The sequence below is a fragment of the Mycoplasma sp. CSL10137 genome (assembly GCF_017116845.1).
Classification (GTDB): domain Bacteria; phylum Bacillota_I; class Bacilli_A; order Mycoplasmatales; family Metamycoplasmataceae; genus Mycoplasmopsis.
The window spans coordinates 94,426-118,501 of the sequence record NZ_JAFIRE010000002.1 but is presented as its reverse complement, the minus strand read 5'-3'; the positions used below and the strand labels follow the sequence as shown (position 1 = coordinate 118,501).

The 24,076-nt window shown below is 23.4% G+C and carries 23 protein-coding genes and 2 tRNA genes; 7 read left to right on the top strand and 18 right to left on the bottom strand.

Annotated features, from left to right (window positions below; translation table 4 throughout):
* Positions 1-264 precede the first annotated feature (264 nt).
* Positions 265-546, top strand: a complete 282-nt coding sequence (locus JXZ92_RS01780) for an HU family DNA-binding protein (RefSeq protein ID WP_205852075.1) — start codon at positions 265-267, stop codon at positions 544-546.
* Here the strand turns inward: JXZ92_RS01780 and recU are convergent.
* Complete coding sequence (gene recU, locus JXZ92_RS01775; RefSeq protein ID WP_308699355.1) at positions 535-1,008, bottom strand: Holliday junction resolvase RecU; 474 nt, start codon at positions 1,006-1,008, stop codon at positions 535-537. The two genes, JXZ92_RS01780 and recU, sit on opposite strands and share 12 nt — an antisense overlap.
* A 907-nt stretch (positions 1,009-1,915) precedes the next feature.
* On the opposite strand from recU, the gene JXZ92_RS01770 reads away from it, so the two are divergent.
* The 3 genes from JXZ92_RS01770 to JXZ92_RS01765 all read left to right on the top strand — a co-directional run bounded on the left by JXZ92_RS01770 (position 1,916) and on the right by JXZ92_RS01765 (position 2,608).
* The gene (locus JXZ92_RS01770) at positions 1,916-2,128 is read left to right on the top strand and encodes a hypothetical protein (protein ID WP_205852073.1); all 213 of its coding nucleotides are present in this window, start codon (positions 1,916-1,918) and stop codon (positions 2,126-2,128) included.
* On the top strand, positions 2,115-2,240 hold the full coding sequence (locus JXZ92_RS03975; protein ID WP_255533602.1) for a hypothetical protein: 126 nt from the start codon (positions 2,115-2,117) through the stop codon (positions 2,238-2,240). The genes JXZ92_RS01770 and JXZ92_RS03975 overlap by 14 nt, the downstream gene beginning before the upstream one ends.
* A gap of 277 nt (positions 2,241-2,517) precedes the next feature.
* A tRNA-Ser gene (locus JXZ92_RS01765) sits at positions 2,518-2,608 on the top strand.
* Between the two features lie 125 nt (positions 2,609-2,733).
* Here the strand turns inward: JXZ92_RS01765 and gap are convergent.
* The 7 genes from gap to dnaE form a co-directional block, all read right to left on the bottom strand.
* Positions 2,734-3,729, bottom strand: coding sequence for a type I glyceraldehyde-3-phosphate dehydrogenase (gene gap / locus JXZ92_RS01760; protein ID WP_205852072.1), 996 nt, complete (start codon positions 3,727-3,729; stop codon positions 2,734-2,736).
* 160 nt (positions 3,730-3,889) lie between these two features.
* Positions 3,890-4,741 carry a methionyl-tRNA formyltransferase gene (gene fmt / locus JXZ92_RS01755; protein ID WP_205852071.1) on the bottom strand — a complete coding sequence of 284 codons (852 nt, stop codon included), beginning with the start codon at positions 4,739-4,741 and terminating at the stop codon, positions 3,890-3,892.
* A complete protein-coding gene (locus JXZ92_RS01750) occupies positions 4,741-5,676 on the bottom strand; it encodes a hypothetical protein (protein WP_205852070.1) in 936 nt (311 codons plus the stop codon). Before JXZ92_RS01750 ends, fmt begins: the two co-directional genes overlap by 1 nt.
* Positions 5,669-6,649 carry a hypothetical protein gene (locus JXZ92_RS01745; protein ID WP_205852069.1) on the bottom strand — a complete coding sequence of 327 codons (981 nt, stop codon included), beginning with the start codon at positions 6,647-6,649 and terminating at the stop codon, positions 5,669-5,671. The genes JXZ92_RS01750 and JXZ92_RS01745 overlap by 8 nt, the downstream gene beginning before the upstream one ends.
* A gap of 42 nt (positions 6,650-6,691) precedes the next feature.
* Positions 6,692-7,258 (bottom strand): dephospho-CoA kinase, encoded by a 567-nt coding sequence (locus JXZ92_RS01740; protein WP_205852068.1) that lies wholly within the window; start codon positions 7,256-7,258, stop codon positions 6,692-6,694.
* Entirely contained in the window at positions 7,236-8,120 is an 885-nt protein-coding gene (locus JXZ92_RS01735) for a 5'-3' exonuclease (RefSeq protein ID WP_205852067.1), read from the bottom strand. Before JXZ92_RS01735 ends, JXZ92_RS01740 begins: the two co-directional genes overlap by 23 nt.
* Entirely contained in the window at positions 8,110-11,082 is a 2,973-nt protein-coding gene (gene dnaE / locus JXZ92_RS01730; RefSeq protein ID WP_205852066.1) for a DNA polymerase III subunit alpha, read from the bottom strand. Before dnaE ends, JXZ92_RS01735 begins: the two co-directional genes overlap by 11 nt.
* A 137-nt stretch (positions 11,083-11,219) precedes the next feature.
* On the opposite strand from dnaE, the gene JXZ92_RS01725 reads away from it, so the two are divergent.
* Positions 11,220-12,518 carry a hypothetical protein gene (locus JXZ92_RS01725; protein ID WP_205852065.1) on the top strand — a complete coding sequence of 433 codons (1,299 nt, stop codon included), beginning with the start codon at positions 11,220-11,222 and terminating at the stop codon, positions 12,516-12,518.
* Positions 12,519-12,598: 80 nt separating this feature from the next.
* Here JXZ92_RS01725 and JXZ92_RS01720 read toward each other — a convergent pair.
* The 7 genes from JXZ92_RS01720 to rpmF all read right to left on the bottom strand — a co-directional run bounded on the left by JXZ92_RS01720 (position 12,599) and on the right by rpmF (position 18,845).
* Positions 12,599-12,672 (bottom strand) — tRNA-Gly (locus JXZ92_RS01720).
* Positions 12,673-12,826: 154 nt separating this feature from the next.
* Entirely contained in the window at positions 12,827-13,645 is an 819-nt protein-coding gene (locus tag JXZ92_RS01715; RefSeq protein ID WP_205852064.1) for a GNAT family N-acetyltransferase, read from the bottom strand.
* A 10-nt stretch (positions 13,646-13,655) separates the two neighbouring features.
* On the bottom strand, positions 13,656-14,345 hold the full coding sequence (rsmG, locus tag JXZ92_RS01710) for a 16S rRNA (guanine(527)-N(7))-methyltransferase RsmG (protein ID WP_205852063.1): 690 nt from the start codon (positions 14,343-14,345) through the stop codon (positions 13,656-13,658).
* Positions 14,346-14,410: 65 nt separating this feature from the next.
* A complete protein-coding gene (gene secDF, locus JXZ92_RS01705; protein ID WP_205852062.1) occupies positions 14,411-16,969 on the bottom strand; it encodes a protein translocase subunit SecDF in 2,559 nt (852 codons plus the stop codon).
* 52 nt (positions 16,970-17,021) lie between these two features.
* Positions 17,022-17,978: a Holliday junction branch migration DNA helicase RuvB gene (gene ruvB, locus JXZ92_RS01700; protein ID WP_205852061.1), complete on the bottom strand. Its 957-nt coding sequence runs from the start codon at positions 17,976-17,978 to the stop codon at positions 17,022-17,024.
* The gene (gene ruvA, locus JXZ92_RS01695) at positions 17,953-18,555 is read right to left on the bottom strand and encodes a Holliday junction branch migration protein RuvA (protein WP_205852060.1); all 603 of its coding nucleotides are present in this window, start codon (positions 18,553-18,555) and stop codon (positions 17,953-17,955) included. The genes ruvB and ruvA overlap by 26 nt, the downstream gene beginning before the upstream one ends.
* Before the next feature lie 86 nt (positions 18,556-18,641).
* Positions 18,642-18,845 (bottom strand): 50S ribosomal protein L32, encoded by a 204-nt coding sequence (gene rpmF / locus JXZ92_RS01690; RefSeq protein ID WP_174892728.1) that lies wholly within the window; start codon positions 18,843-18,845, stop codon positions 18,642-18,644.
* 209 nt (positions 18,846-19,054) lie between these two features.
* On the opposite strand from rpmF, the gene JXZ92_RS01685 reads away from it, so the two are divergent.
* Complete coding sequence (locus JXZ92_RS01685; RefSeq protein ID WP_241006922.1) at positions 19,055-19,984, top strand: nucleotidyltransferase; 930 nt, start codon at positions 19,055-19,057, stop codon at positions 19,982-19,984.
* Here JXZ92_RS01685 and JXZ92_RS01680 read toward each other — a convergent pair.
* Entirely contained in the window at positions 19,981-21,252 is a 1,272-nt protein-coding gene (locus JXZ92_RS01680; protein WP_205852059.1) for a hypothetical protein, read from the bottom strand. The two genes, JXZ92_RS01685 and JXZ92_RS01680, sit on opposite strands and share 4 nt — an antisense overlap.
* Positions 21,209-22,150 (bottom strand): DNA polymerase III subunit delta, encoded by a 942-nt coding sequence (gene holA, locus JXZ92_RS01675; RefSeq protein ID WP_205852058.1) that lies wholly within the window; start codon positions 22,148-22,150, stop codon positions 21,209-21,211. The genes JXZ92_RS01680 and holA overlap by 44 nt, the downstream gene beginning before the upstream one ends.
* Before the next feature lie 137 nt (positions 22,151-22,287).
* On the opposite strand from holA, the gene JXZ92_RS01670 reads away from it, so the two are divergent.
* A complete protein-coding gene (locus JXZ92_RS01670; RefSeq protein ID WP_205852057.1) occupies positions 22,288-22,602 on the top strand; it encodes a hypothetical protein in 315 nt (104 codons plus the stop codon).
* Between the two features lie 733 nt (positions 22,603-23,335).
* Here the strand turns inward: JXZ92_RS01670 and JXZ92_RS01665 are convergent.
* Positions 23,336-23,836 carry an MAG0490 family ComEA-like DNA-binding protein gene (locus JXZ92_RS01665; protein WP_374967674.1) on the bottom strand — a complete coding sequence of 167 codons (501 nt, stop codon included), beginning with the start codon at positions 23,834-23,836 and terminating at the stop codon, positions 23,336-23,338.
* Positions 23,837-24,076 lie beyond the last annotated feature (240 nt).

Here is a 24,076-nt window from a genome sequence, read left to right as displayed (position 1 = left end):
TGTGTAAAAGTAAAAAATATTTATATTTTTAATTTTAAGCATTGAAAATCAAAAATATAAATATTAATTTTTAGTGCGAGTTAAAAATCATTTTTAATTTTTAAAAATATATAAATAAAATTTTCATTCAAAAACTTGATATTCTTAATTAAAAAAATGTGGATTTGATATCATAAAAAACTTTTTTCACTAAAATTAAGGCTTTTTTAAAAAAAATATGTATAATAATAAAATATATAAAGACCAAAAATATTAGGAGTAAAAATGACAAAAAAAGAATTCATTATCGAAGTTGCCGATAGATTAGAAATGAAATCAAAAGACGTAGAACAATTTTTAGATGCATGTGTTTTTGTGCTTAAAGAACAATTAATTGCTGAAGATACTGTTAAACTTGCTCAATTAGGTATTTTCTCAACAGTTGTAAAACCACAACGTACAATAACAAATAGATTTACAAAAGAATTACAAGTTGTTCCTCAAAAACGTGTAATTAAATACAAACCATCAAAATATCTACGTGATTTAATTGATTTAAAAGCTTAATATATTCAATATCCCAGGAAATTCAAGAGTTAATTCTCTTGAATTATTTTTTATCTCTTGATAATTAATTGACTTAATATTTGAATTATTATAAATATAGTCAAGATAATTGATATCTACAAAATAAAATTCGTTATAATGTGAAAAAAATAAAATTAAGAAAGAAATACCTCCATTTAAATGTATTGATTTCAAATATTCAAATTGATGTTTTTTAATGTTATCTAGAGAAAAGCGATCTATATTAACACTTTTAGCTTCAAAACAAATAAATTTTCCGTTATAACAACCAATATAATCTACAGTGCTTTTTCTTGTAACTTTCGCATCTAATAATCTACTTTTCTTATAATCTTTTTCTACTCCTTTAAAAACTATACTAAGGGATTTCTTTTCAATAAATGCTATATTATTTTGTCATAATCAGGAAATTGTCTTATTTATAACACTTTCCAAAAACATTCCTCTATTCTTATTATTTAACATAACTATAATGTGCTAAATTTTAAAAATAAAACAAAAAAAGAAAAAATAATTAGTTTTTAATGTATAGAAATATACTATCAAACTCAGTTAAATTAAGAATTTAAAAAACATATGATTAAATTAGGTAAAAAATAACACTTTAGAAATAATAGAGTTCTATTTTTATAACAATGAATTTAAATTTAAATAAAAAGTTAGATATTAAAAATCATTGATTAATTTGGTTTTAAATCCAAACCATTTGAATAGCAAATATAAAAAATACACAAAAAAATTAAAAACAAATACTATTTATTGGTACTCGAAAACAAACACGATTTTAAACTAAAATTTATAATAAGTCAAACATCTAATGATACAATAATATTATTAAAAGTTATATTAAAAATTAAAACTCTAAATACTTCTATAATTATCATGGTATAGAATAGGCCGATTTGATGTGAAAACAGCCTAGCAAAAATAATTTAATTGATATTAACTCGCTAGAAAATTACACTTTAGAATATTTATTTATAAACCTCGAAATAGAGAAAGAAGATGAAGTAATTTTATTAGGTATTTATAATAAAATAAATAAATATTCTATTTATTATAATTGCAAAAGATTATTATAAGAAGCAACTCGAAACTCTTAATGGATACATAAATATTGATATGAATTTTTCGTCAAATTATGATCAATTAACTTACTGTTTTAAACACACTTTACTTGATTGATGATTATTTCACTTACACAAAAAATGATAATGATATCAAAGTTTCTCAAGAAAAGAATTTAAACAAAGAAAATAATTAGAATATTTCAAATAAATCAAGAATACATATTAAATTTTTAAATTACTTTTATTCAATAAAAAGAATTGAAAAATATATTAAAAAAATGAATTTTGATTTAAAATCTAAAATAACACCATATTCTGAATTTGTAATTCAAAAAGGTACTATGGCTATGGAAGCAGCAATTTTAAGACATGTTAATGCTATTTCTGATAATGTTTGAGAGCAAGAGCTAGTACCTGAATTGAAAAAAATATTGCGAAAATGATGTAAGAGCAATGATTATGGTTTATGAGTTTATAATGTTTTTATTTAGAAAAAGATTTCCCGAAATTGATCAATTTGAATACAAATTAATCGATGTAGAAGGCGAAGACAACTATTATTCATATAATTCAGGAAAACTAGTTTATGGATTTAAAAAATAAAACTTAATGTTTTTTTATAATAAAATAGGTTAAAGCCTATTTTATTATTTTTTTACTTTACCATTTATAATTTTATTTTAAATTAATCCACCCACTTTTATTTTATATTCTTATAAAAAGAGGGGTTAAAAATAAAATAGGTTAAACGTATTTTTTCTTTGCTATTATACATTTATTTTAACGAGGTCAACACACTTTGGTTTCAAGGTCTTTATAAAAAATCTAATTTAGTATTTAATTAATTGTTTTATATGATATAATAATATTACATTTTGATGGAACAGTACTCAAGAGGCTGAAGAGGCGGTCCTGCTAAGACTGTAGGGGAGGCAACTCCCGCGGAGGTTCGAATCCTCTCTGTTCCGCCATTTTTTTATACTTTTTTGTGTTTTGAATATTATTCAAAACTTTTTTATTTCTTTTATTCTTATAATTTTTTATTAAAAAATCAAAGCAAACTAATGCTTTGATTTTTTTATAAATTATTTAATCATTATAATTTAGCAAAGTAAACTACTGTTCTAACTAATTGAGAAACGTATGACATTTCATTATCATATCATGAGAATAATTTGTACACATTACCTTCTGAAGTTTTTTGAACTTGTGTTAATAATGAATCGAAAATTGATCCGTGTGTTTCACCAACGATATCTGATGAAACAATTGGGTTTGTTTCATATTTAAATGATTCACTTTCAGCTTCTTTCATAGCTGCGTTTACTTCTTCTAATGTAGGTTGTTTTTCTAATCTAACTGTTAAGTCAACGATTGAACCTGTTAAAACAGGAACACGAATTGCTGAACCGTCTAATTTACCTGCTGCTTCAGGAACTACTAATCCAATAGCTTTAGCTGCTCCTGTTGTTGTAGGAACCATGTTTGATGCTGCTGCACGTGCTCTACGTAAGTCACGGTGTGGAGCATCTTGTAATCTTTGGTCTCCTGTGTAAGCGTGAACTGTTGTCATTAATCCTGAAACAATTCCAAATTTATCTGATAATACTTTTGTTAAAGGTGCTAAACAGTTTGTTGTACATGAAGCTGCAGAAATTAATTTGTCATCTGCATTTAAAATGTCATGGTTAACATTGTAAACAACTGTTTTAACATCTGAATCAGATGGTGCAGAAACAACAACTTTTTTAGCTCCAGCTTTTAAGTGTTTTTCAGCACCTTCACGTTTTGTAAAGAAACCAGTTGATTCAACAACAACATCGATTCCTAATTCACCTCATGGTAAGTTTTCTGGATCTCTTTCAGCGAATACTTTAATTTCTCTACCATCAACTACAATAGCACCTTCTTTTGCTTTAACATCTGCATTTAATGCTCTAAATGCAGTATCGTATTTTAATAAGTGTGCTAATGTTTTAGCATCTGTTAAGTCGTTAACTGCAACAACTTGTACATCTGATTGTGATTCTAATAATCTACGGAAGAATAATCTACCAATTCTACCGAAACCATTAATTGCTACTTTTTTCATTTTATCCTTTCAAAGTGTTTTATTTTTTATATAAGAACATAACTTCTTTGTTATGTTTTAATAATTATAAACTTTTTTAACTTTTTATTTTATTTTTTTTAAAAATATTTCTTATATAAAAAGATTTTTAAAAAAGTTATAAAAAATAAAAAACATCTTTTTATGACGTTTTTTGAAGTAAATTAATCCTTTTTTTAGATTCGAATTGATAATCAGTTGCATATAAAAATCCATTTTTAAATTTTAAGATTAAAGAATTATTATGTTTTTTCTTATTATGAGCATAAAAAATTTTTACTCTTTTTTCATTAAGTAAAATATAAGCCCCTGGATTAGAACTAAATGCTCTTATTTTATTAAAAGCATCTTCAACAGTCAGTGACGAATCTAAAAAAGCATCTTCTTTCGATAATTTAGGAGATAATGTGGCTAAATCATTATTTTGTCTTTCAATTATAAAATCATTTTTTTCAAATTTATTCAATCAATCTACAATTTTTTCTTGTGCCAATATACTTATTTTTTTAAACAAGGTATCTGATGTATCAAATTCAGAAATATCAATTTTTGCTTTGAAGATAATGTCTCCAGCATCCATTATTTTATCCATGAATATTAAACTAATTCCTGTTTCTTTATCCCCGTTTAAAAGGGAATATTGTATTGGGGCCGCACCTCTATATTTTGGCAAAATAGAACCATGAATATTAATAGAGCCTAATTTAGCAATTTTTAGCACACTTTCTGGAATGTATTGTCCAAAGGCACATGTTAAAAAAATATCATACTCTAAATCTTTTAAATCTTGCTCGATATCTTTAATTTTAGTTGGTTGAAATAACTTTATATTGTATTTATTTGCAAGCATTTTTGTTGGAGTAGGGGTTACTTTATTACCCCTTTTGTTAGGTTTATCTGGTTGTGAAACTATAGCAACAACATCAAAATTATTGATAATTTTCTCGAAAATAGGTACCGAGAAATCAGGTGTACCTGCTAAAACTATTTTCATTATTTATCCTCCAAATACTTATCATCAATTCACAAAAATTTCGGTTCTGATAATAATTTCATTGTCTTTATAATTTTTGTTGCCAAAGGTTTTAATTTTTTAACTTTTTTTGAATTAGAATCTGAAACAATATAAGCGTCATCTTTAAAAATATATTTATGTAAAAAAGACAAGCTAAAATAAGCTCCAAAATATACTTTTTTATTATTTGATAGTCGATTTGAAATTATATTTAAAAAAACTCTTTCTAAAAATCATGAAGATAATGTTTTCAACCCGATTTCGTCGATAGCCAAATATTCAATTTGACTAAGTTCGTAAATTAAATTATTAATAATTTCATTTGAATTCTCTTTTTTTAAACTATTTTTGACATAATCATCTAATAAATTTATATCAATATAAGCAACATTAAAATTTTTTTGAGCAATTAAATTAACATAAGAACTTAAAAATTCTTGTCTAACACTATCTACATCACCATAAACATAAAAATTCTCAAAAAACTTATTTTTATCTTTTTTAAGATTTTTTAAAAACTCTCAAACGGCATTTCCTCTTTTTATTTGACTTATATTTGAAGAAATAACATCTGTAGTTGGTTTAGAAATTTCGGTAAATGCAATATTCTCTTTCATCATATAATTTTTTGTGATCGAATTTTTCGAAAAAGTAGAATAAAATTCCAATTTTTCGTTTTGATTTCTTCTTACTTGAATAAGAAAAAATACATCCTTCGATGAATTATTTTTTCGCATTATAGAAAAATCATTTCTATTTTCAATTATTTCCTGATCTGAAATATTATACTTATCTAAGTACTTAATTAATTCAGAATCACTTTTTATAGAATCGATGAAAGTTTTATCATCAACAACTAAATTAGAATTGGCAAAATTAAGTTTGGGATCAATAATTTTTAATTTGCTATTCATTTCTACCTTGAATATTATTTTTTAAAACTATAAACTCGTCGTATATTGGTCTTAATTTACCATTATTAAACATTTTACCAATTAAATATTCTTCAGCCTCGTAATAATCATTAATATTTTGTGTTTCTAACTCTTTAATTAAAGTATTAACATACTTTGTTCAAGAATCTGTTTTGCGCGCTTTACGACCAATAAACATTGCTAGATTTAAGACTTTATAATCTGTAACTTTACTAGCTCAAAATGAAATTAAGTCATTATCCACCATTGATAATGAAATTTTATTAATTTGTGAATAAAATTCATCTGGTTTAAGATTTATTATCGCATCATAAGTATTTGTGTAAATAACACTCCCCGCTTGAAGAGGTATTTTAATATGTTGATTTTTAGTCATTACTCTTAATTCATTTTCTGTATATTCTTTTTTACCAACATTTGTGTAATGTTGTTTAATATTATTTTTAGAACTTGTTTCATTAGGATTAAACATATCAAAGAAATTTGTTGTAATGTCTTCATAATTAGAATCATCAATAACGCTAATTTTATGTTTTTTGGTACTTATTAAGTAATTCAAGTTAGATAAACCAATATTATCTTTTATTAAATTAGAAATATATTCATTATTTATAATACCGTTATAATCGAGTGGCTTTTGTAAATCAAAGATAGAAATAGCTTTTGAGTTGTCGTTATATAAATTAATTAAACCTACTGCCTCTAATTTTTTACGAGCAACATTTAAACTATCTATATTAATATTTAAATATAAACTTAAGAGACTAAATGGAAACTCAACCTTACGTCAATTAGATTCCTTCACAAGATCTAATAAATACTCATATAAGTAAACTGCCTCAGCACCCAAAAAAGGCCCGTAAAAAAGTCTAAGATTTTCAAGATCCTCATTGCTAATAATAGTTGTTTTACTTATTTCGAAATTATCATAGTCTAAATTTACTTTTTCCATTATGTCCTCCTAAAATTTAGTAGCTTTATTATTTTATAATTATTATTGAGTTTTTAATAATATTTTTTTTATTTTTTTAGTTATCTCTCGATTATCATTATAGATATCCACAAATATTAAGTTTTTATTTTTTCTTTTTAAATCTATTATATAGTCATTTTTTTTATTTAGTCAGTCTACAAGAGGGTTTTCCACAACAAATTTATTTTTTCTATGAATAACAACAACATATTTTAATAATTTTGAAAAATCAATTATTTCAGAGTCTAAAACGGGCAATTCAATAAAATCGTAATTATTATTTACTAAATGTTTATAAATGTAAGGATAAATAATATTTTCAATTTTATATATATTATTAAAATTGTTTAATATTCATTCTTTTAATAATTGTTTACTAATAATTTGATCTTTTACTATAAAATCACCAATTTTTTCCTTCATTTCATAAATTAACTCATTATTAGTTTTATATAAATCAGAAACATAATCATCTAAAATTAATGTACTATATCCCATTTTTTTTAACTCTTGTATTATGGTGGTTTTTCCAGAACCAATTTGACCACAAATAGCTATAGGTTTATTAGAAGTTTTTTCTAAGTTCATTTATAACTACGCTTAATTCCAGTTCCATTAGTATATCCATGGCATTATTATAATTTAGTTGTAATTTATAAAATTCTAAATTTGTTTCAAAATTTTCAACATCACAATTTAATATAGATAAATTATATGACATTAAACCGGTTTGATATCCATTAATTAATTTATTTTTGACACTTTTAGTTAGATCTCTATTATTTTCTAAATTTTTATATATATTTTCAAAATTATTATACTTTTCAAGCAAACTTATAGCGGTTTTTTCGCCAATTCCGAACACCCCCGGAAGATTATCTGAAGAATCTCCTTTTAACCCTTTGTATGAAGTTAATTGATTTGGTAGAAATTTAAAAATTTGAAAAAAATTATCTTTATTAATTTCTTTGTAGTTAGTTTTATCTTTGCGAAGAATTGTTACATTTTCATCTACGAGTTGTAATAAATCATTATCTGCTGAAAAAACATATTTTTTTCCATTAACTTTAGAACAATATGTCGCAATTAAATCATCTGCTTCGTCTCCTAACTTTTCTTGTCAAACAACATTTAGTCCGCTTAATATTCTTTTAATTCAGTCAAATTGAGGGTAAAGTATATCCGGAGCTTTAGTTCTTCCTGATTTATATTCTGAAAAAATTTCATGTCTTTTTGTGGGGCCCTTAGCATCAAAAGCAACAAAAATACTATCAGGTCTCACAAATTTAATTAGTTTTAAAAATTGCATCATAAAAGCTTGAATTGCATTGGTAGGCACACCAAAAGAATTGCTTAAAATTAAACTACCTTCACCTCTATATGTTGCATAAAAAGATTGGAACATTAAATAATTACCGTCAATTACTAAACTCTTTTTGTTATTCTCCATAAATCTCCTCGTAATTTAATATATTGTAAAATCTATTATCTTTTTTAGAAATTAACACTCTTATTTTTCTTCTTGTATCTAAATTTATTAAATTTCTTATTTTGCTATTAAACCCATTTGCTGTTACAGTTGTTGAAAAGTCACTTATTTTCAAACTAGTTTGTCTTTCGTTTTTAAATCCAACCTTAACACTAATGAGTTCAACCTCTAATCATATTTTTTCTTCACCAACATTAGCTAGACAAGGCACATTATGATCTATTTGTTTATTATGAACTTTATGATAGGAAGTGTTGTAACTATTGCCTAATAATTTGATCTCTAATTCTTTTTGTTCTTTTAAATCGTTTGACTCAATAGGTAAATTTTTAGTATACATCTCCAAATTTAACTCTTTTATAAAGTCTAATAGATACGAATTATATTCTTCTTGGTGAATATTATTTCTTTTTATTCTAAGCACTAAGTCAGAATAAAAAGTTTTTGCTATATTAGTTCAAGAAAGTAGAGTATTTATATTATTAAATTCTCTCATTGAGCCAGACTTAATTAAAAGATCTATATTAGACTCACTTAAACCATACAGTCTCATTCTTAAGTATGCTTCAATAAAATTATTATAAAAACCATTAATACTACGTTCATAAACAATTTTATCAATTGCAACCTTACCAAGACCTTTAATCATTAAAAGCGGTAAAAAAATGGAATTATTATGAATATTAGCATCGTCACTAGAATAATTTATTGATGGTGTTTCGATGTTTATATTGCACAAAAAAGCTTCGTCCGAGTATTTTTTAATAGCGTCTAAATCACCACTACTTTCACTAAGTAGAACTTTAAAAAATAACATTGGAAATCTCGCTTTATAATATGCTAATTTATATGCAATTAAAGCATACGCAACGGCATGTGATTTATTAAATCCATAGTTAGCAAATTTTTCTATATTAAAGTATATTTTTTTTAAAATTTCGAAATTAATGTTATTTTTTAGCCCGCCTTCAAAAAACATCTTTCTGTAAGAATGTAATTTTGACTCATCTTTTTTAGAAATTGCTCTTCTTAATAAATCGGCTTGTGCGAAAGAAAGCCCTGATATCTTTTGGACTATTTCCATGATCTGTTCTTGGTAAACAATTATTCCGAAAGTTGATTTAACTATTTGATCATAAATCGGATGTATTTTTTCAATTAAATATGGATTGTTTTTATTTTTAGCATAAATCGGTATATACTCAAGAGGTCCGGGTCTAAATAATGAAATAATAGCATAAATATCGTCAAAACTATCAATTCTAACATCCTTAATTGTTTTTTTCATACCTGGAGATTCCAATTGAAAAATACCGTTTGTATTTAAGGAATTTAGTAAATTAAAAGTGATTTTATCGTTAAATAATGAAACATTGTCCTCTAAAATTGAATCAAAGTGATTTTCGGGTTCTAGACTTTTTTCTATATTATTAATAAAAGTTAAGTTTTTTAGACCTAAAAAATCTATTTTTATTAATCCATATTTTTCTAAATTATCAAGTGTCATTTCAACTTGTTGTAAGGTTTGTTGGTTTTTACGTACAGGAACAACATTATATAAGGGTTGATTACAAATTATTAAACCTGCGGGATGAACTCCGGTTTGCCTTGGTAATCCTTCAATTCTAGAAGCTAAATTATGTAACCGCGGATATTTATCTGCTCAAATTTTATATTTTTTGTTACTTTCATAATTTTCAATTAAATTTGAAAATTTAGAACTTATAGAAGCTGAAATTTTATCAATTTCATCTTTTGGGATTATAACTTCATTATGATTAATAAATCTAGCAGTGTCACGAATAGAATTTTTAGAAGCTAAAGTTTGAAATGTAGAAATAAAAGAAACATTTTCTTCGCCATATTTATTTTTCACGTATTCGAAAACTTCATCACGTCTTGTGTCTTGTATATCGATATCTATATCCGGTAACGTAACACGTTCAACATTTAAAAAACGCTCAAATAATAAATTAAACTCTAAAGGATTAACCGAAGTAATTTCTAATAAATAAGAAATTAATGAGCCTGAAGCACTACCACGTCCAGGACCTATTTCAATACCTTGTTTACGTGCAAAACTAAGAGCGTCTTGAATTATTAAAAAATAGTTTATGAATCCCAATTGTTTAATTACGTTAAACTCATAATTTATCCTATCATTAACTATTTTTACATCATATTCTTTTACTATTTTTTTATATCTTTTTCCAAGAATTAATTTTTTAAAAAAATCAATATTATCATTAGAAAAATTAGCTAATTTAATTTCACTATTTGGTTTAGTTATATTTATACTTTCAACAATATTGACCATTTGATCATAAACCTCTTGGTCTAATTCTTCAAATTCATTATCTAAAAAATAATCGTTGTATATCTTATTTACAACATCATTATTTGGATTGATAAAATTAAGAAGAGGCAACAATTCATTATCTTCTTTATGCAAAATTCTTTTTGTAGGTGCATAAACAACTTTTCTATTATTGATATTTTTCTTAGAATTAAAGTAAAAATTTTTGGGTAATTCGCTTAAAATTATTTTTTTCGCAACCATCCCAAGTTCAAAATGATCTATTACAAATAAATCATTGCTTTCAAAATCAAAAAGTGACAAATTATCACCTTTTGATTTTTTATAAATTAATTTTTGAATAAGCCTTAAACCTTCATTATTTCTTGCTAAAACAATTATCGTAAAGTTCTCATTTAGATAAAATTCAGAACCAATTATAGGTTTAAAATCATATTTTTCTTGAAAATTTCAATAATATTGAAGTCCAAATAAATTTTCTTTATCTGTTAAAGGAATATACTTAATATTCTTTTCTTTTGCAAGTTCTAAAAGTTCTTGAACTCTTATGGTAGAACTCAAAAATGAATATTCTGTATTTGTGTGTAGATATATTTTTTCTCTCATATATTAATTTTATATTTTTAATTAATAAATAAAAATATTTAATATTTTTTTAGAAAAAACTATTTAAAAGTAAAGAATAAATAATTCATTTTAAAATAATTTCAATCACCATAAAATTTATAAAATATAATTTTTTTATGAAAAAAGTAAAAAATAAAATTCTATTGTTTGTTTTCCTAAATCTTATCGCATTACCAACAGTTACAATTTCATGTTCTCAAACACAAAACAAAGAAAATAATAACCAACATGTAAAAAGTACTAACTCTAAAAAAACAATAATTAACGAAAAACAAAATCAAAGTTCAAATCACAAAGATAACGAAACTAGCAAAACTACCGAAACATCTAATTCAAAAGAAAATAAAACAACAAATATTAACAATAAATCTAGTTTAGATTTAGATAATTTAAAAATAGTCGCTACAGAGAATATTTCCCAAATATGAAATTCTAAAAATAGAATGGATAATATAAATAAAAATAATTTTAGAATTATTAATATTCCTAACGGATATAAAGCAGAAGTAATTTCAATAGATAAAATAAAAGGAAATTCTAAATATAGCGATAAAATACGAATAAATTACACATGAACAAATACAATTTCTAATGAAAAAGGAACTCAAAATATCTTTTTTTATAGACCTTGAGATTTAAAAATAAATTATACTAGACCTCATTCTGGTTTAGCAGAAGGTAATAATGAAGAAAAAGAAATGCCTGAATTTAAAATTAATGAATTTGAAAATTTTATTTCAGGAATTAGTTTTCAAGTAGAAAAAAGTTTTTTCGATGAAAACTCAAACTTAATCATTTTCAATAAAGAACAATTAATTAATAATATATATAATTTTATTAATAGTAAATTTATCAATGGAGACGAAACAGAAAAAAACTTATTTGAAAACAATCCCGATCAATGAAAAAACAATTTTATATCTCAAAAATATAATAAAAAATATTCATTGGACAAAGTAAAGACACAAATAAAATGAGGGGAAAAAATTAATCCATTCAAAATGATTGATAATTCAAAATTTTTAGAAACAGAAATCAATGACTTAAATAAAATGTTAGTTGACAGATTTGATATAAAAACCACTTTTTATAAATTAAAATCAAATAATGAAGATATTTTTTATTTAATTCCTTCATTTGATTTTGTCGATAAATGAACAAATCAAAAAATAGTTAAAGTCGTGAATGTATATAATCAATTCTTTTATAATAATGATGATATTAGTTGATTATCAACCGAAAAATTAAATAATTATTTTAATAAAATAGCAGAAGAATCAAGTGAAAAATGAAATGACGACAGAATTAGTAGTCAAATTCCAATCGTTAACGCAATAAATTTCACAACAATGAATAATATATACGATGAAATAATAAACAGTTTAATCGATAAAGTTAAAAATATTTCAAAATAAATTAAAATCATCTCCATATTAAAAGGAGATGATTTTAAAAATAAAAATCCCAAACGGGATTTTAGGTCAATTTCTTGAAATGGAGCGAGTAAAGGGAATCGAACCCTCATAGTCAGCTTGGAAGGCTGAAGTTCTGCCATTAAACTATACTCGCAATTGCTTCTATAATATTATACACATTTTTAAAAATATCAAAATATTTTTATTTTTTTTATTTAAACACGCACTTATTTCGTTTGCGTAATAATATTTTATCATAACTTTGAATATTTGTATAAAAAAATAAAAAAATATTGCATATAGCAATATTAGTAATCATCTATCGAAATAACAAATAATCTTGAATAGTCTTCAAAACCTAATTTGTAATATAAATTTCCCGCATGCGGATTATCAAAGAATAAAACTGGTGTATAGTTATTTTTTAATAAATAATCAGATAGTTTTAAAACACAATCTTTTGCATGACCTTTTTTTCTATATTCTTCAAGTGTAAAAACACCACCAAGCATAGCAACATTCTTTATTTGTGCACTAACCGAAGCATGTGAAATAACAATATCATTTTCGTATTTTATAAAACCTTTATAATACCCTTTATTAAGAGATGTTTTTAAGTAATCAATATCTAAAGCTTGAGAACTAAGTCCTTCAAATTCTTTAATTCTTTTTCTAGAATTTATTACATTTTGCAAATCTTTTTCCTCAATAATTTTTGAGCTAAGATCTTCTAAATTGTTTAAATCATAAAACTTTTCTTTATTTAGCTTCAAAATATATTCTTCTCTTACTCTAAAATTATTAAAGTTATTTGTCATAGCTATTTCTAAATCATTTCTAATAGTAGAAGAATAAATGATATTTTTTATTTTTTTATCCTTAATAAATTTAATTAGTGAATATATATTAAATTTAAAATCTTCTTTTGAGTATATCAATAAATTATTATAAAAACGCATAATTATTACCTTATATTCATCAACAAAATAAGTTTCGGTAACCTCTGAATGCAATCCAAATTCCTCAATATCTGATATTAAAAATAAATATTGTATAGGATCATCATTATATAGCAATTTTAATATAACTTCTTTATCTTTTTCGATGGCTTTTTTAAATTCAATCATTTTAAAACTCCTAACTATTTTTAATAACTTTTCAAGAAAAAGGAAAAACGCTTGGTGTGCTTCTTAATTTAATTATTTTAACAATTTTATTATCTCTATTTTCTTTAGTGTCGATTAAATCAGTAACTTCTAAATCAAATTTGATCTTTTTAAATATTTCTTTTGCGTCTTCTATTTCTTCCAAGACATTCTTACCTTTTAATAAATTTAATTCGCCATTTACTTTTACTAAATGAAATGATGACATCAACATTCCTTTTACGCTAGCAACCGCTCTAGCAGTAACTATATCATAAATATTTTTGTCTTTAACTTCTTCAACTCTATATCGGTATATTTTCACAATATCTTCTAGTTTTAGAACATTTACAACTTCATTTAAAAAATTAAATCTCTTCAATAATGGTTCATAAATTGTAATTTTATGGTTTGGTTTAGTCAACGCAAAGGGTATAGATGGGAAACCTGCCCCTGAACCAACATCTAAAATGCTTAAATCTTTTTTATTTTTTGTAATTTCTAACATATATAAAAGAGATTCTCATATCCCTTCAGATCATAATCTTTCATTGCTAAACCCGGTTAAATTGATTATTTTATTTTTTTCTTCAATTAAATCAACGTATTTTTTAAATAACTCAAAGTCTCAATTGTTTTCTAAACATAATTTTTGTATTTCTTCTTTTTTTGTGTTTGACATAATGTATTTATTATATCAATATTTTACGAAAAAAATGTTAAAGAAAAAGTGTAGTTAACTACACTTTAAATATAATCATTGATTCCGTTAAATGTTTGTTCTTCAGGTTTATTAATTTTTCAATAACCAGTTTCTTTTCTTCTTTTTAATATTTGTTGTCTTTTTGTTTCTAGAATTGTTCAAATTCATGTGGCTATAAATATAGATGAATAAACTCCTATACCAATTCCGAATAACATTATTATATTAAATGAAAAATCAGTAGCATTAATAAATGCGAGTAAAACCGCAACAGCAAACATCGTTGTAAAAGAGGTATATAAACTACGTTTTAATATTTCACCGATAGAAGAATTGGCAATATTTATTATATCTTCTTTTGATAAAAATTGTTTATGATATTTAACCTTAACTGTTTCTCTTATTTTATCGAATGTAACTATTGTATCATTAATACTTAATCCTAATATAGACAACATCGCTGCAACTATTATTGTATTAACTTGAATTCTTGTTATGAATATAAATGCTAGGACAACTAAAAAATCATGAATCAAACCAATTATAGCAGCTATTGCAAAGGTTCAGTTCATTCTAATTAACATATAAATAATTATTCCTATAAAGCTAATTCCTGTAGCTATTAAAGCGTTTTGAACAAGTTTTGTAGCTTCAGAATAAGAAACAGAATAATTAGTAACTAAAACATCATCATTTATATTTAAAACAAAATCCTTGATAGATTGAAATTGATTTGTTAAATCTTGTTTTGTCCTAATTAAAACAACATAATTGTCGTTAGAATTTAATCCATTAATTTTAATAATATCCCCAGCGTCGTTGATACCTAAGTTTGTTGCGGAATTTATTAAACTATTAGATATTTCTTGAGCTTGTTTATAATTTAGATTTGTATTTTTTTCAAAATCTCCTTGTATGGTTATATTAATTCCACCACTAAATTCTATAGATCTATTAACTCCGTCTCAAAAAGAATTATTAAATCCTGCGAAAGCTCCAAAAACAATAGCAGCAATTATTAAGAAGATAAACGAAGATAAGGCAAATCATTTTGATTGTTTTATATAATTAAATTTAGCGACTTTAGAATTGAAATTGGTAGTTTTTCCGATTTTTTTCTTAGAAATACCTAATAATCACAATCTATTATCAAAAATACCCGTATTAACCATTAATGTTGCGATAAATTTCGAAAACACTAGCATTGAAAATAATGTAAATAACGTAGATAAAACTAAAGTAATTGAAAACCCTTTTACATCCTTAGTACCAAAATAAAACAAAATAAACCCAACAATTATTGTAGTCATATTGGCATCTATAATTGAAGTTAACGAACTTCTAGAAGAGTTTTTGAAGGATTTTTTTAGGGTATCACCTGAATAAACTTGTTGTTTTAACCTTTCATAAGTGATTACGTTTGCATCTACGCTTATACCTATACCAATTATTAATGCAGCTAAAGTGGCAGGAGAATATTCTCCTCTCAATGCTGTAAAAATTAATAAAGTTAGAAAAATATATAGCGCCATAGCAATTGTGCTTAAAGAACCTAAAAGACCATAATTTACAATCATAAAAATTGAAATCATAGAAAATATAATTATTCCAGCAATCATTGCATAAAAGAATGAATTGGAATTTAAATTAGCATCAACATATATGCTTGATAAAACACTTAAATCGTACTTGCTTAAACCGAAGTTAATTTTATTAGCAAGATCTATTGCGCTATCACGAGTAAAATTACCAGTAATACTTACTTTGTCTCCGTTAATTTGATAGTTAACTTGAGCAACACTAATTAAATATTTTTGGCGAATATTTAAAATAAATTCTTTTATTTGGTTAGCCTTGCCTTCTTTATCTTTTAATTCTTCATTAACATGGACAAAATTTCATAAATTTTCTCCAGATTTTTTCCACTCATCCGGATAATTATTTTTAGCAATTGTTAACAATTTATCTATATCTAATCAAATCAATAATAATTGATCTGCTCTTTTAGTTGCATATTCTGTTGCATCAGCTCATTGTTTTTGAGCATCAATACCATCTAATGTTATGCTTACATCACTTCCACCTGTTGTTGGATTCGGAACATATGATGCACCATCCACTTTAAAAGGTGGTATTCAATTTTGAGGAGTACCATCTTCTAAAGAACCATTCCGGTTAAAAACACCATCGTAAAATAAAGGTTTAATATCTGAATCTGTTATAGTTAAAATGGGTTTTTCCACAATAGCTTTTTCAAAAGCAATTCTATCTGATTCAGAAATGCGGCCACTTTTTGTTATACGTATTTTTCCGTCACCTTCACTGTAGACGGATACTCCGTTTAATCCGGTACCACCAGTTAATCTATTAAATAATGATTTATTAACCTCTTCTGTTAATTCATTATTCGCATTTGCTCCATCTTGTTTAACTTGAATTAATACTTCAATACCGCCACCATATTCTATTGATTTATTAACATTTTTTCCTATATAAAAAACGCTACCAAAAACAATAGTCAACAATGCTATAAGTATTGTAGTTATATTCAAAATAAATCTTTTTCAATTATTAATTGATAATAATTTTTTAATATATTTCATACTTATTAAATATTACCATATTTTTTGTCTTTTTTTAGCGTTTTGTATTTTACTAATAACTTAAATTCAACTTAATTAAATAATCAATTCCTTCTGAAGTAATTTGTCTTCCTCTAGAATTTTTCTTTATTAATTTTAAATAAAGTAAAATGGGTTCAATTTCATTTAAAATATCTTGTTTTTCATGCGATAATAAGCTAGAAATAGTATTTAAAGATACAGGTTTTTCGTCAAAGCCATCTCTCAAAATATTTAAATAATGAATATGTTCTTTTGTTAAACCGTACTTATATAACTCAAGATGTTTTAATGCTTTTTTTACTATTTTTATATTTATCTGACCATTATTTATTGTTATAGCAAAATCATTGATTCTTTGTATTAAATGATTCGCTATCCTTGGTGTCCCTCTAGAATACTCCGCAATTTCCTTTAACAAAATATCATCAACTACAATATTAAGTTTTTTAGATGTTTTTCTTAGTATTTTGAATATATCATCATTATTATAATTAACTAGTCTTCCGATATATCCAAACCTATCTTTAAAAGGTTGTGGTATATAATTTAATTTAGTAGTTGCACCTATTAAAGTGAAAGGTTTGACTTTCATCCTTATGGCTTTTGAATTTCCGTCAACTCCTATGATTAAGTCAAAAACAAAATCCTCCATTGCATTATATAAAAATTCTACAATAGATTTGTTTATACTATGAATTTCATCTATAAAAACTATATCTCCACTATTTATAACAGAAAGAACATTTATAATGTCTGATTTCTTTTCTAAATTTGCACCTTGAATAAAGTGAATTTTTTTATTCATTTTAGTTGCGATGATACTTGCTAAAGTAGTTTTTCCCATACCTGGTGGTCCATATAATAAAGCATGAGGTAAAGGAATATTTTGTTTCGTTGAGCTTTCTACCATGGCATCCAAAGTTTTTTTGAGATTGTTTTGACCAATAAAATCATTAAAATTATTAGGCCTGAGTTCTCTGATTTTCATTTTTATAATTTATAGTTATTAAATTAATTCCTTCTTCAACCATTTTGTCAATATTATTTTTTTCTTTAATGTTATTTAAAGCAAAATCAATTTCTTGCTTTTTAAATCCTAACATAAATAAAGTCTCTTTTAATTCATGTTTTTTCCTGCTTTCATCACTAATTTTTAAATCTTCTTTCTTAACCATTTTAGATCATTTATCTTTTAACTCAACGCATATTAATTTTGCTGTCTTTTCACTCACAAAAGAACACTCTGACAGTATTGTTCAGTTATTGTTTGCTATTGCTATAGCAATGTTCTCTCATCCTTTTTCTAAAATGTTTAAACCAATTTTTGGGCCAATTTTATCAATTGATATTAAGTCTAAGAATAATATTCTTTCTTTAAAATCTTTAAATCCAAAATATTTTTTTACATAGTCAGTTGCATGTTCATATATATACAATTTTATTTTTTGTCCTACTTCAAATCTATTTAAATCAGGAACACTTAGCATGTAACCATCGCCCTTACTTTCGAATATTAAATTATTTTTGTTTTTATATACAATTTCTCCAATTTTATAAAGTATCATTTTTTCCTCCGTTTAATATTTAATTTTTTATTTAAATTAAGACTAAAAAAGGAAAATAAAAAATAGTGAATGATCACTATTTAAAATTATTTTTGGATTCTGTCATTTAATGCTTGAAAGTTTGCGACTTTCTTTCCGGCGTAAAAACCACAAAATTTGCAAACTACGTGTTGTTCGATCATCTTTGAACAATTTTTGCATTCTACTAAGTTTGGAACATCTAGTGCACTATGAGTTTGTCTTTTATGTTTACGTTGTTTTGATGTTTTACGTTTTGGTACAATTGCCATGGTATCCTCCTTGTGGTTTTATTAAATATTTAAATATTGCTTATATATTATAATACAAAACAGCTTTTAAAAAAGAAAAAAATAAATTACTTTTAAATATAAAAAATAGTCTAATTGAGTGTATATTCATAATGCAAACGACATTTTTGAACAAGTTTATATATTAAATAATTAGAAGTTGACAAAGTTATTTTGTTATAATAATAATCATGAAGCACCTAAAAAAATATAGAAAAGTAGGAATTGTAGTAGAATATAACCCCTTTCACAACGGTCATATTTATCAATTAGAATGAATCAAAAACAAATTTCCTAACTCTAGAATATACGTGGCAATATCTCATAAATTCTCTCAAAGAGGAGAATTTATATGTACATCATATTGAAAAAGAAGAAAAATAGCAAAAAAATATGGTGTTTCGAAATTTATAAAATTAGATGTTAATATTTCATCGCAAGCTGCACATATTTTTGCACAAAAAAGTATTGAAAAATTATACAAAAAAGGTATAGATACTCTTGTTTTTGGTAGCGAAACTAGTGATATAAATGTTTTTAAAAAAATAGCGGAAACTATAAATAATAATAAAGATAAATATAACTATTTAGTTAAAAAATATCTAAAACAAGGGGGTAACAGTTTCCCGAGAGCATCGAATTTGGCACTTAATGAATTGAGTGGCGCAAACATAAGTATGCCAAATGATATTTTAGGCTTAGAATACGTAAAAACAATAATTAATAATAATTATAAAATTGAGCCATATTGTCACACAAGAACTATAGAATTTCATTCAAATAATACTAATAATAAATTTGCGAGCGCAAGCAAAATAAGAGAAATGTTAAAGAATAATGAAGACATTTCAGTTTTTACTCCAATGAAATTAAAAAGTATTAAAAGTAAATTTTTAGTAGAAAATACATATGGAAAATTTAAAAAAATAGTTACAAACTTACCAAAAGAAGAAATAGAAAAATTTAAAATGATCTCCGAAGGTATGGAGAATTTATTTAAAAAAAATATATATCATGATAATTATTTTGACTTTATAGATTCTTGCGTTAGCAAAAGATATACCAGAAGCAGAATAAAAAGAGCATATCTTTTTGTACTTCTAAAAATAAAAAAGAGTTAGCCTAAGACTTTAACTTCATATGGTGCTAAAACCTTATTTTTATTTAGTTTAATTGATTTATTGGATAAATTAAATGCTATTTCAATTTTTTGATCATCTACAAATAATTTAATCCTAAAAACTTCTTTTTTTAAAAAGAAGTTTTTAAAAAACAATAATCTTACTTTTTTTGAAATTAAAAAATTAAAATCAAAAGACCTTTTTATTATAAAATCAAAAATAAATTTATTTACAATATCATCATAATTTAAAACTGAAATTACGTTCGTAAAATTGTCTTTCTTATATTTTTGCAAAGGGAAAAAAGCTATATTCTTAGGAACTAAAAATATTTTTTGTATAATCAATAACATTTGTTCTAACTTAAATATTTTTTCAAATGATTTTGATTCTAAAAATAAATTAAAGTTATATACAGGTATATATTTTAATTTGATTGATCTGTCCATATCGTAAAAACTTTTTAAAAAATCATCATTAATTGTTTGTTCTAAAAAAATATCATCAAAAACGTTATTATCGATTAGATTAGTTTTGAGAGTTTCTTTATTATTGTATAGTAAAATTTTTGTATTATTTTTCTTTTTAAAAAGTAATAAATTGTCATATAAAATTTTCTTTAGATCCAAAATATCTTGTTTTATTTTTTTATTAAAAGAATAAAAAACATTTTCAAAAACTAAACCGCTTACATAAAAAAGATAAATAAATTCGTTGTAAATATCGTTTAAATTATCAAATAAACTTAGACGTTCTTTATTTTCATTTTTTTCTGATAAATCTATCTCTTGAGTATATATAAGATCATTATAATCCATAATACTTGTTTTACTAAAAGAAATATATTCTGTATTTACATTATTATCAACTTCCTCTTTTTTTCGCTTATTAATTATTTTAGATATAGAAATTATATTGTCAAAAGTTAATTTATAATAAATTGAAACATTATCTAGAGATATAATATTTTTACAAAAAATTTTTAAATTATCTAGTTTATATTTTAGATTTTTTGATGAGTATTCATCTATAGTTTGCTCAGAAACCCTATATAAATTTCTAAAAAAACTAAGATAAATATCAGGTAATACAATAATTGTTTTTATCCCTTTTTCACTTAATAAGGCAACTTTTTTTATTATTTTTTTATAATACTCTATAGAATTTTTTTTATTACTATCAACAAGTATTTCTTTTTGTAAAAACAAGTAATTAATTGTATATTTATTTTGTGAAGTTTGTAATCAAGAATGTTTCAAATATTTCATAGTTTTCTACCCCTAAACTTTTAGATTGCAAATCAACAATACCTAAATTAATTAAAATATTTTTAATTTTTTTAATTCCAAAAATATTAACCAATTTTAAAACTTTTTTTACTCTTCATTCTGGAATTTTTAACTTAGAAGATATATCAAAATAATTCATCTTTAGCTTATTATTAAGTATATAAAGTTTATATGATAATGAAAAAATATTTCTTAACTGCGCGATTAAAAGATGTATATCATCACCTTCGTTAAATCTTTCTTTATATTTTTGGTAAATATTATTTAAATTATTAGTTTCGATGGCATTCATAAAAGCAAAAGAATCTTCTAAAACATAATTTTGAATGTTGTTATTTATTAAGGAATAATTAATTTGACTATTAAACTTTAGCATTTTATCAATTTCGTTTATTATTATTGATAAATTATTAGGTAGTTTATTAGATAAGGAAGTAGCATCAAAAAAACTTATTTTTCCTCCTTTTGAAGTTATATAAGAAACAATAAAATTGACGATAGATTTAGAATCTAGCTTTTCAAAATTAAAAACCTTTGCGGTTTCAATCAAAAATTTGACAAAATTATTTCTCTCAAATGAATTTTTTCTATGTATAAATACAACTTTATGTAATCTATTATTTTTTAGAGCACTTATTAAAACTTCGGATAACTCATTTTGTACTTTTGTTATTTTTTTAGAATCAATTATTTCAAAATTTTCAACCAATATAAGTTTTTGTGTTGAAAATAAACCAAAACTAGAAACGGATTCTATTAACTCACTAATTGTATAATTATCTTTAAAATAAATTATATTCTCGTCTAAAAAATTGTCTTTTAATTCATTTATTTTATTATTTATAAAATATTCTTCGTTACCATATATAAATATCATATTTTAATTATATATATTTTTCTCTTGTTGTAAATCATATAATCATATAAATTAAAATAAAAATCAAATTTTTATAAGTATTCAGATCTAAATCTAAAATAATTTTAATATTTGAAACGGATCTAATCGAAAAAAACATGAAATTTGATAAATTAATAGATATTATAGGAACACAAAAAGCAATTAATAATAATACAAAAAATAATTCAAAAAATGGTGTAAGAAACAAAATTAAAAATATTCCTAAAATATTAATTTTCTTACCATTAGTTAGTAAAATTAACGTTGAAATTAGTCATATCAAAAAATATATTAAAATTTTGTTTAAAAATGTTTTTTTAATACTTGTGTTGATCAATAAAAAACTTATTATAAAAGACAATCAAAAACCTAATTCTAATTTATTATTACTTTTAAAAGATAAACAAATGACTACAACACACATTATATAGTTATTTTTGTTGTTTTTATAATTCTTAATTTCCGAAAATAAAGCCATCAAGAAAGCTCTATTTATAGAAACAGAATTCGAGCAAAGACTTCAATATATTGTCATAAAAATTAAAATTAATATCTTATTTTTTATAAATCTATTCAATATCTTTTTTAAGATAATAAAATGAAAACCACTAATAATTATTAAATGAATTAGACCAATTTCACTAGTCAATTTAATTAATTCATTTTTAAAACTGAAATAATGTCCGAAAACAATAGGTGTAACTAACTCTTTATAATTAGAAAAATTATTATAAAAAGAGAAAAAGTAATATCTTAAATCTAGTTGTGTTACTTTTGATAAAACTTTAGGTTCAAGAATTTTTGTATCACAAAAATTAGTTATTAAACCTACTATATGTAAGTTTTCAAAAATTTTATATTCTATTTTACTTTTATTCTTAAACATATATTCAACATTGAAATAAGTTTTTACGTAAATAAAATTATCTCTTATTTTACTTACATAAACATAATTAGAAAATTGAATTGAGTCATAAATTAAAAGTCTTTTAACTAAACAAATACAGCTAAGTATAATCGATAATAATATTATTATTTTTTTAGATTTCTTATCAATGAATATTAAAGAAAAAGATGTTAGAATAATTAAAATTAAATAAGAATAATTTAATGTAAAAATAAATATAAATATGCTAGATAATAATAAAAAACCATTTAAATATTTTAATCTAGAATTAAAAAATTCTTTAACTTCAAAATTATTCTTGGGCCAATTCCGAAAATATTTGAAATTTGTGCTCATGAAGTCTTCTTATACTTCTTTTTATGGTTTATTATCAATTTAGCATATCTTTTTTGAATATTAATCTTTAATAATTGTTCAATATTTTCTAATTCCGACCATTTTAATTTGTAATTCTCGAAAGGGACATAAATTTCTTCGTTTCTAGGAGCGATTTCACTTAATTCAAAATCTTTCAACGATGAATTTGGCAGTACCTTATTTATAACAAATAATTCTTTATAAGTTAGTAGTCGATTTGACCTATGAATACCTGTATGTTTTAGAGCACCAGATAAAATATAGGTATAAATCTTATTGTCATAATTTTTAACATAATTTTCTTTATTTTCAACTTTATTAATATAAAAATGAATTCCTACAAAAAACATTAATACTCCTAAAATTAAGGAAGTTACAAAAAATATCTTTTTATTTCACACAAATAATAAATATGTTTTTAATTATAAAAAACCAAAAAAGGAAAAATATATTAAAATGAAACTAACTTTTATAAATACAGTTATTAAATATGATATAATAAATTAATATTTAGGGATAATATAAAATATAAAACATAAATATACTATAAAAATATAAGGCACTTTAGAGGGTAAAACAAGTAAAAAAAGAAAACACTTAACTACCTATTTTAAAATTAGTTGGTGTTTTTTAATTAATGT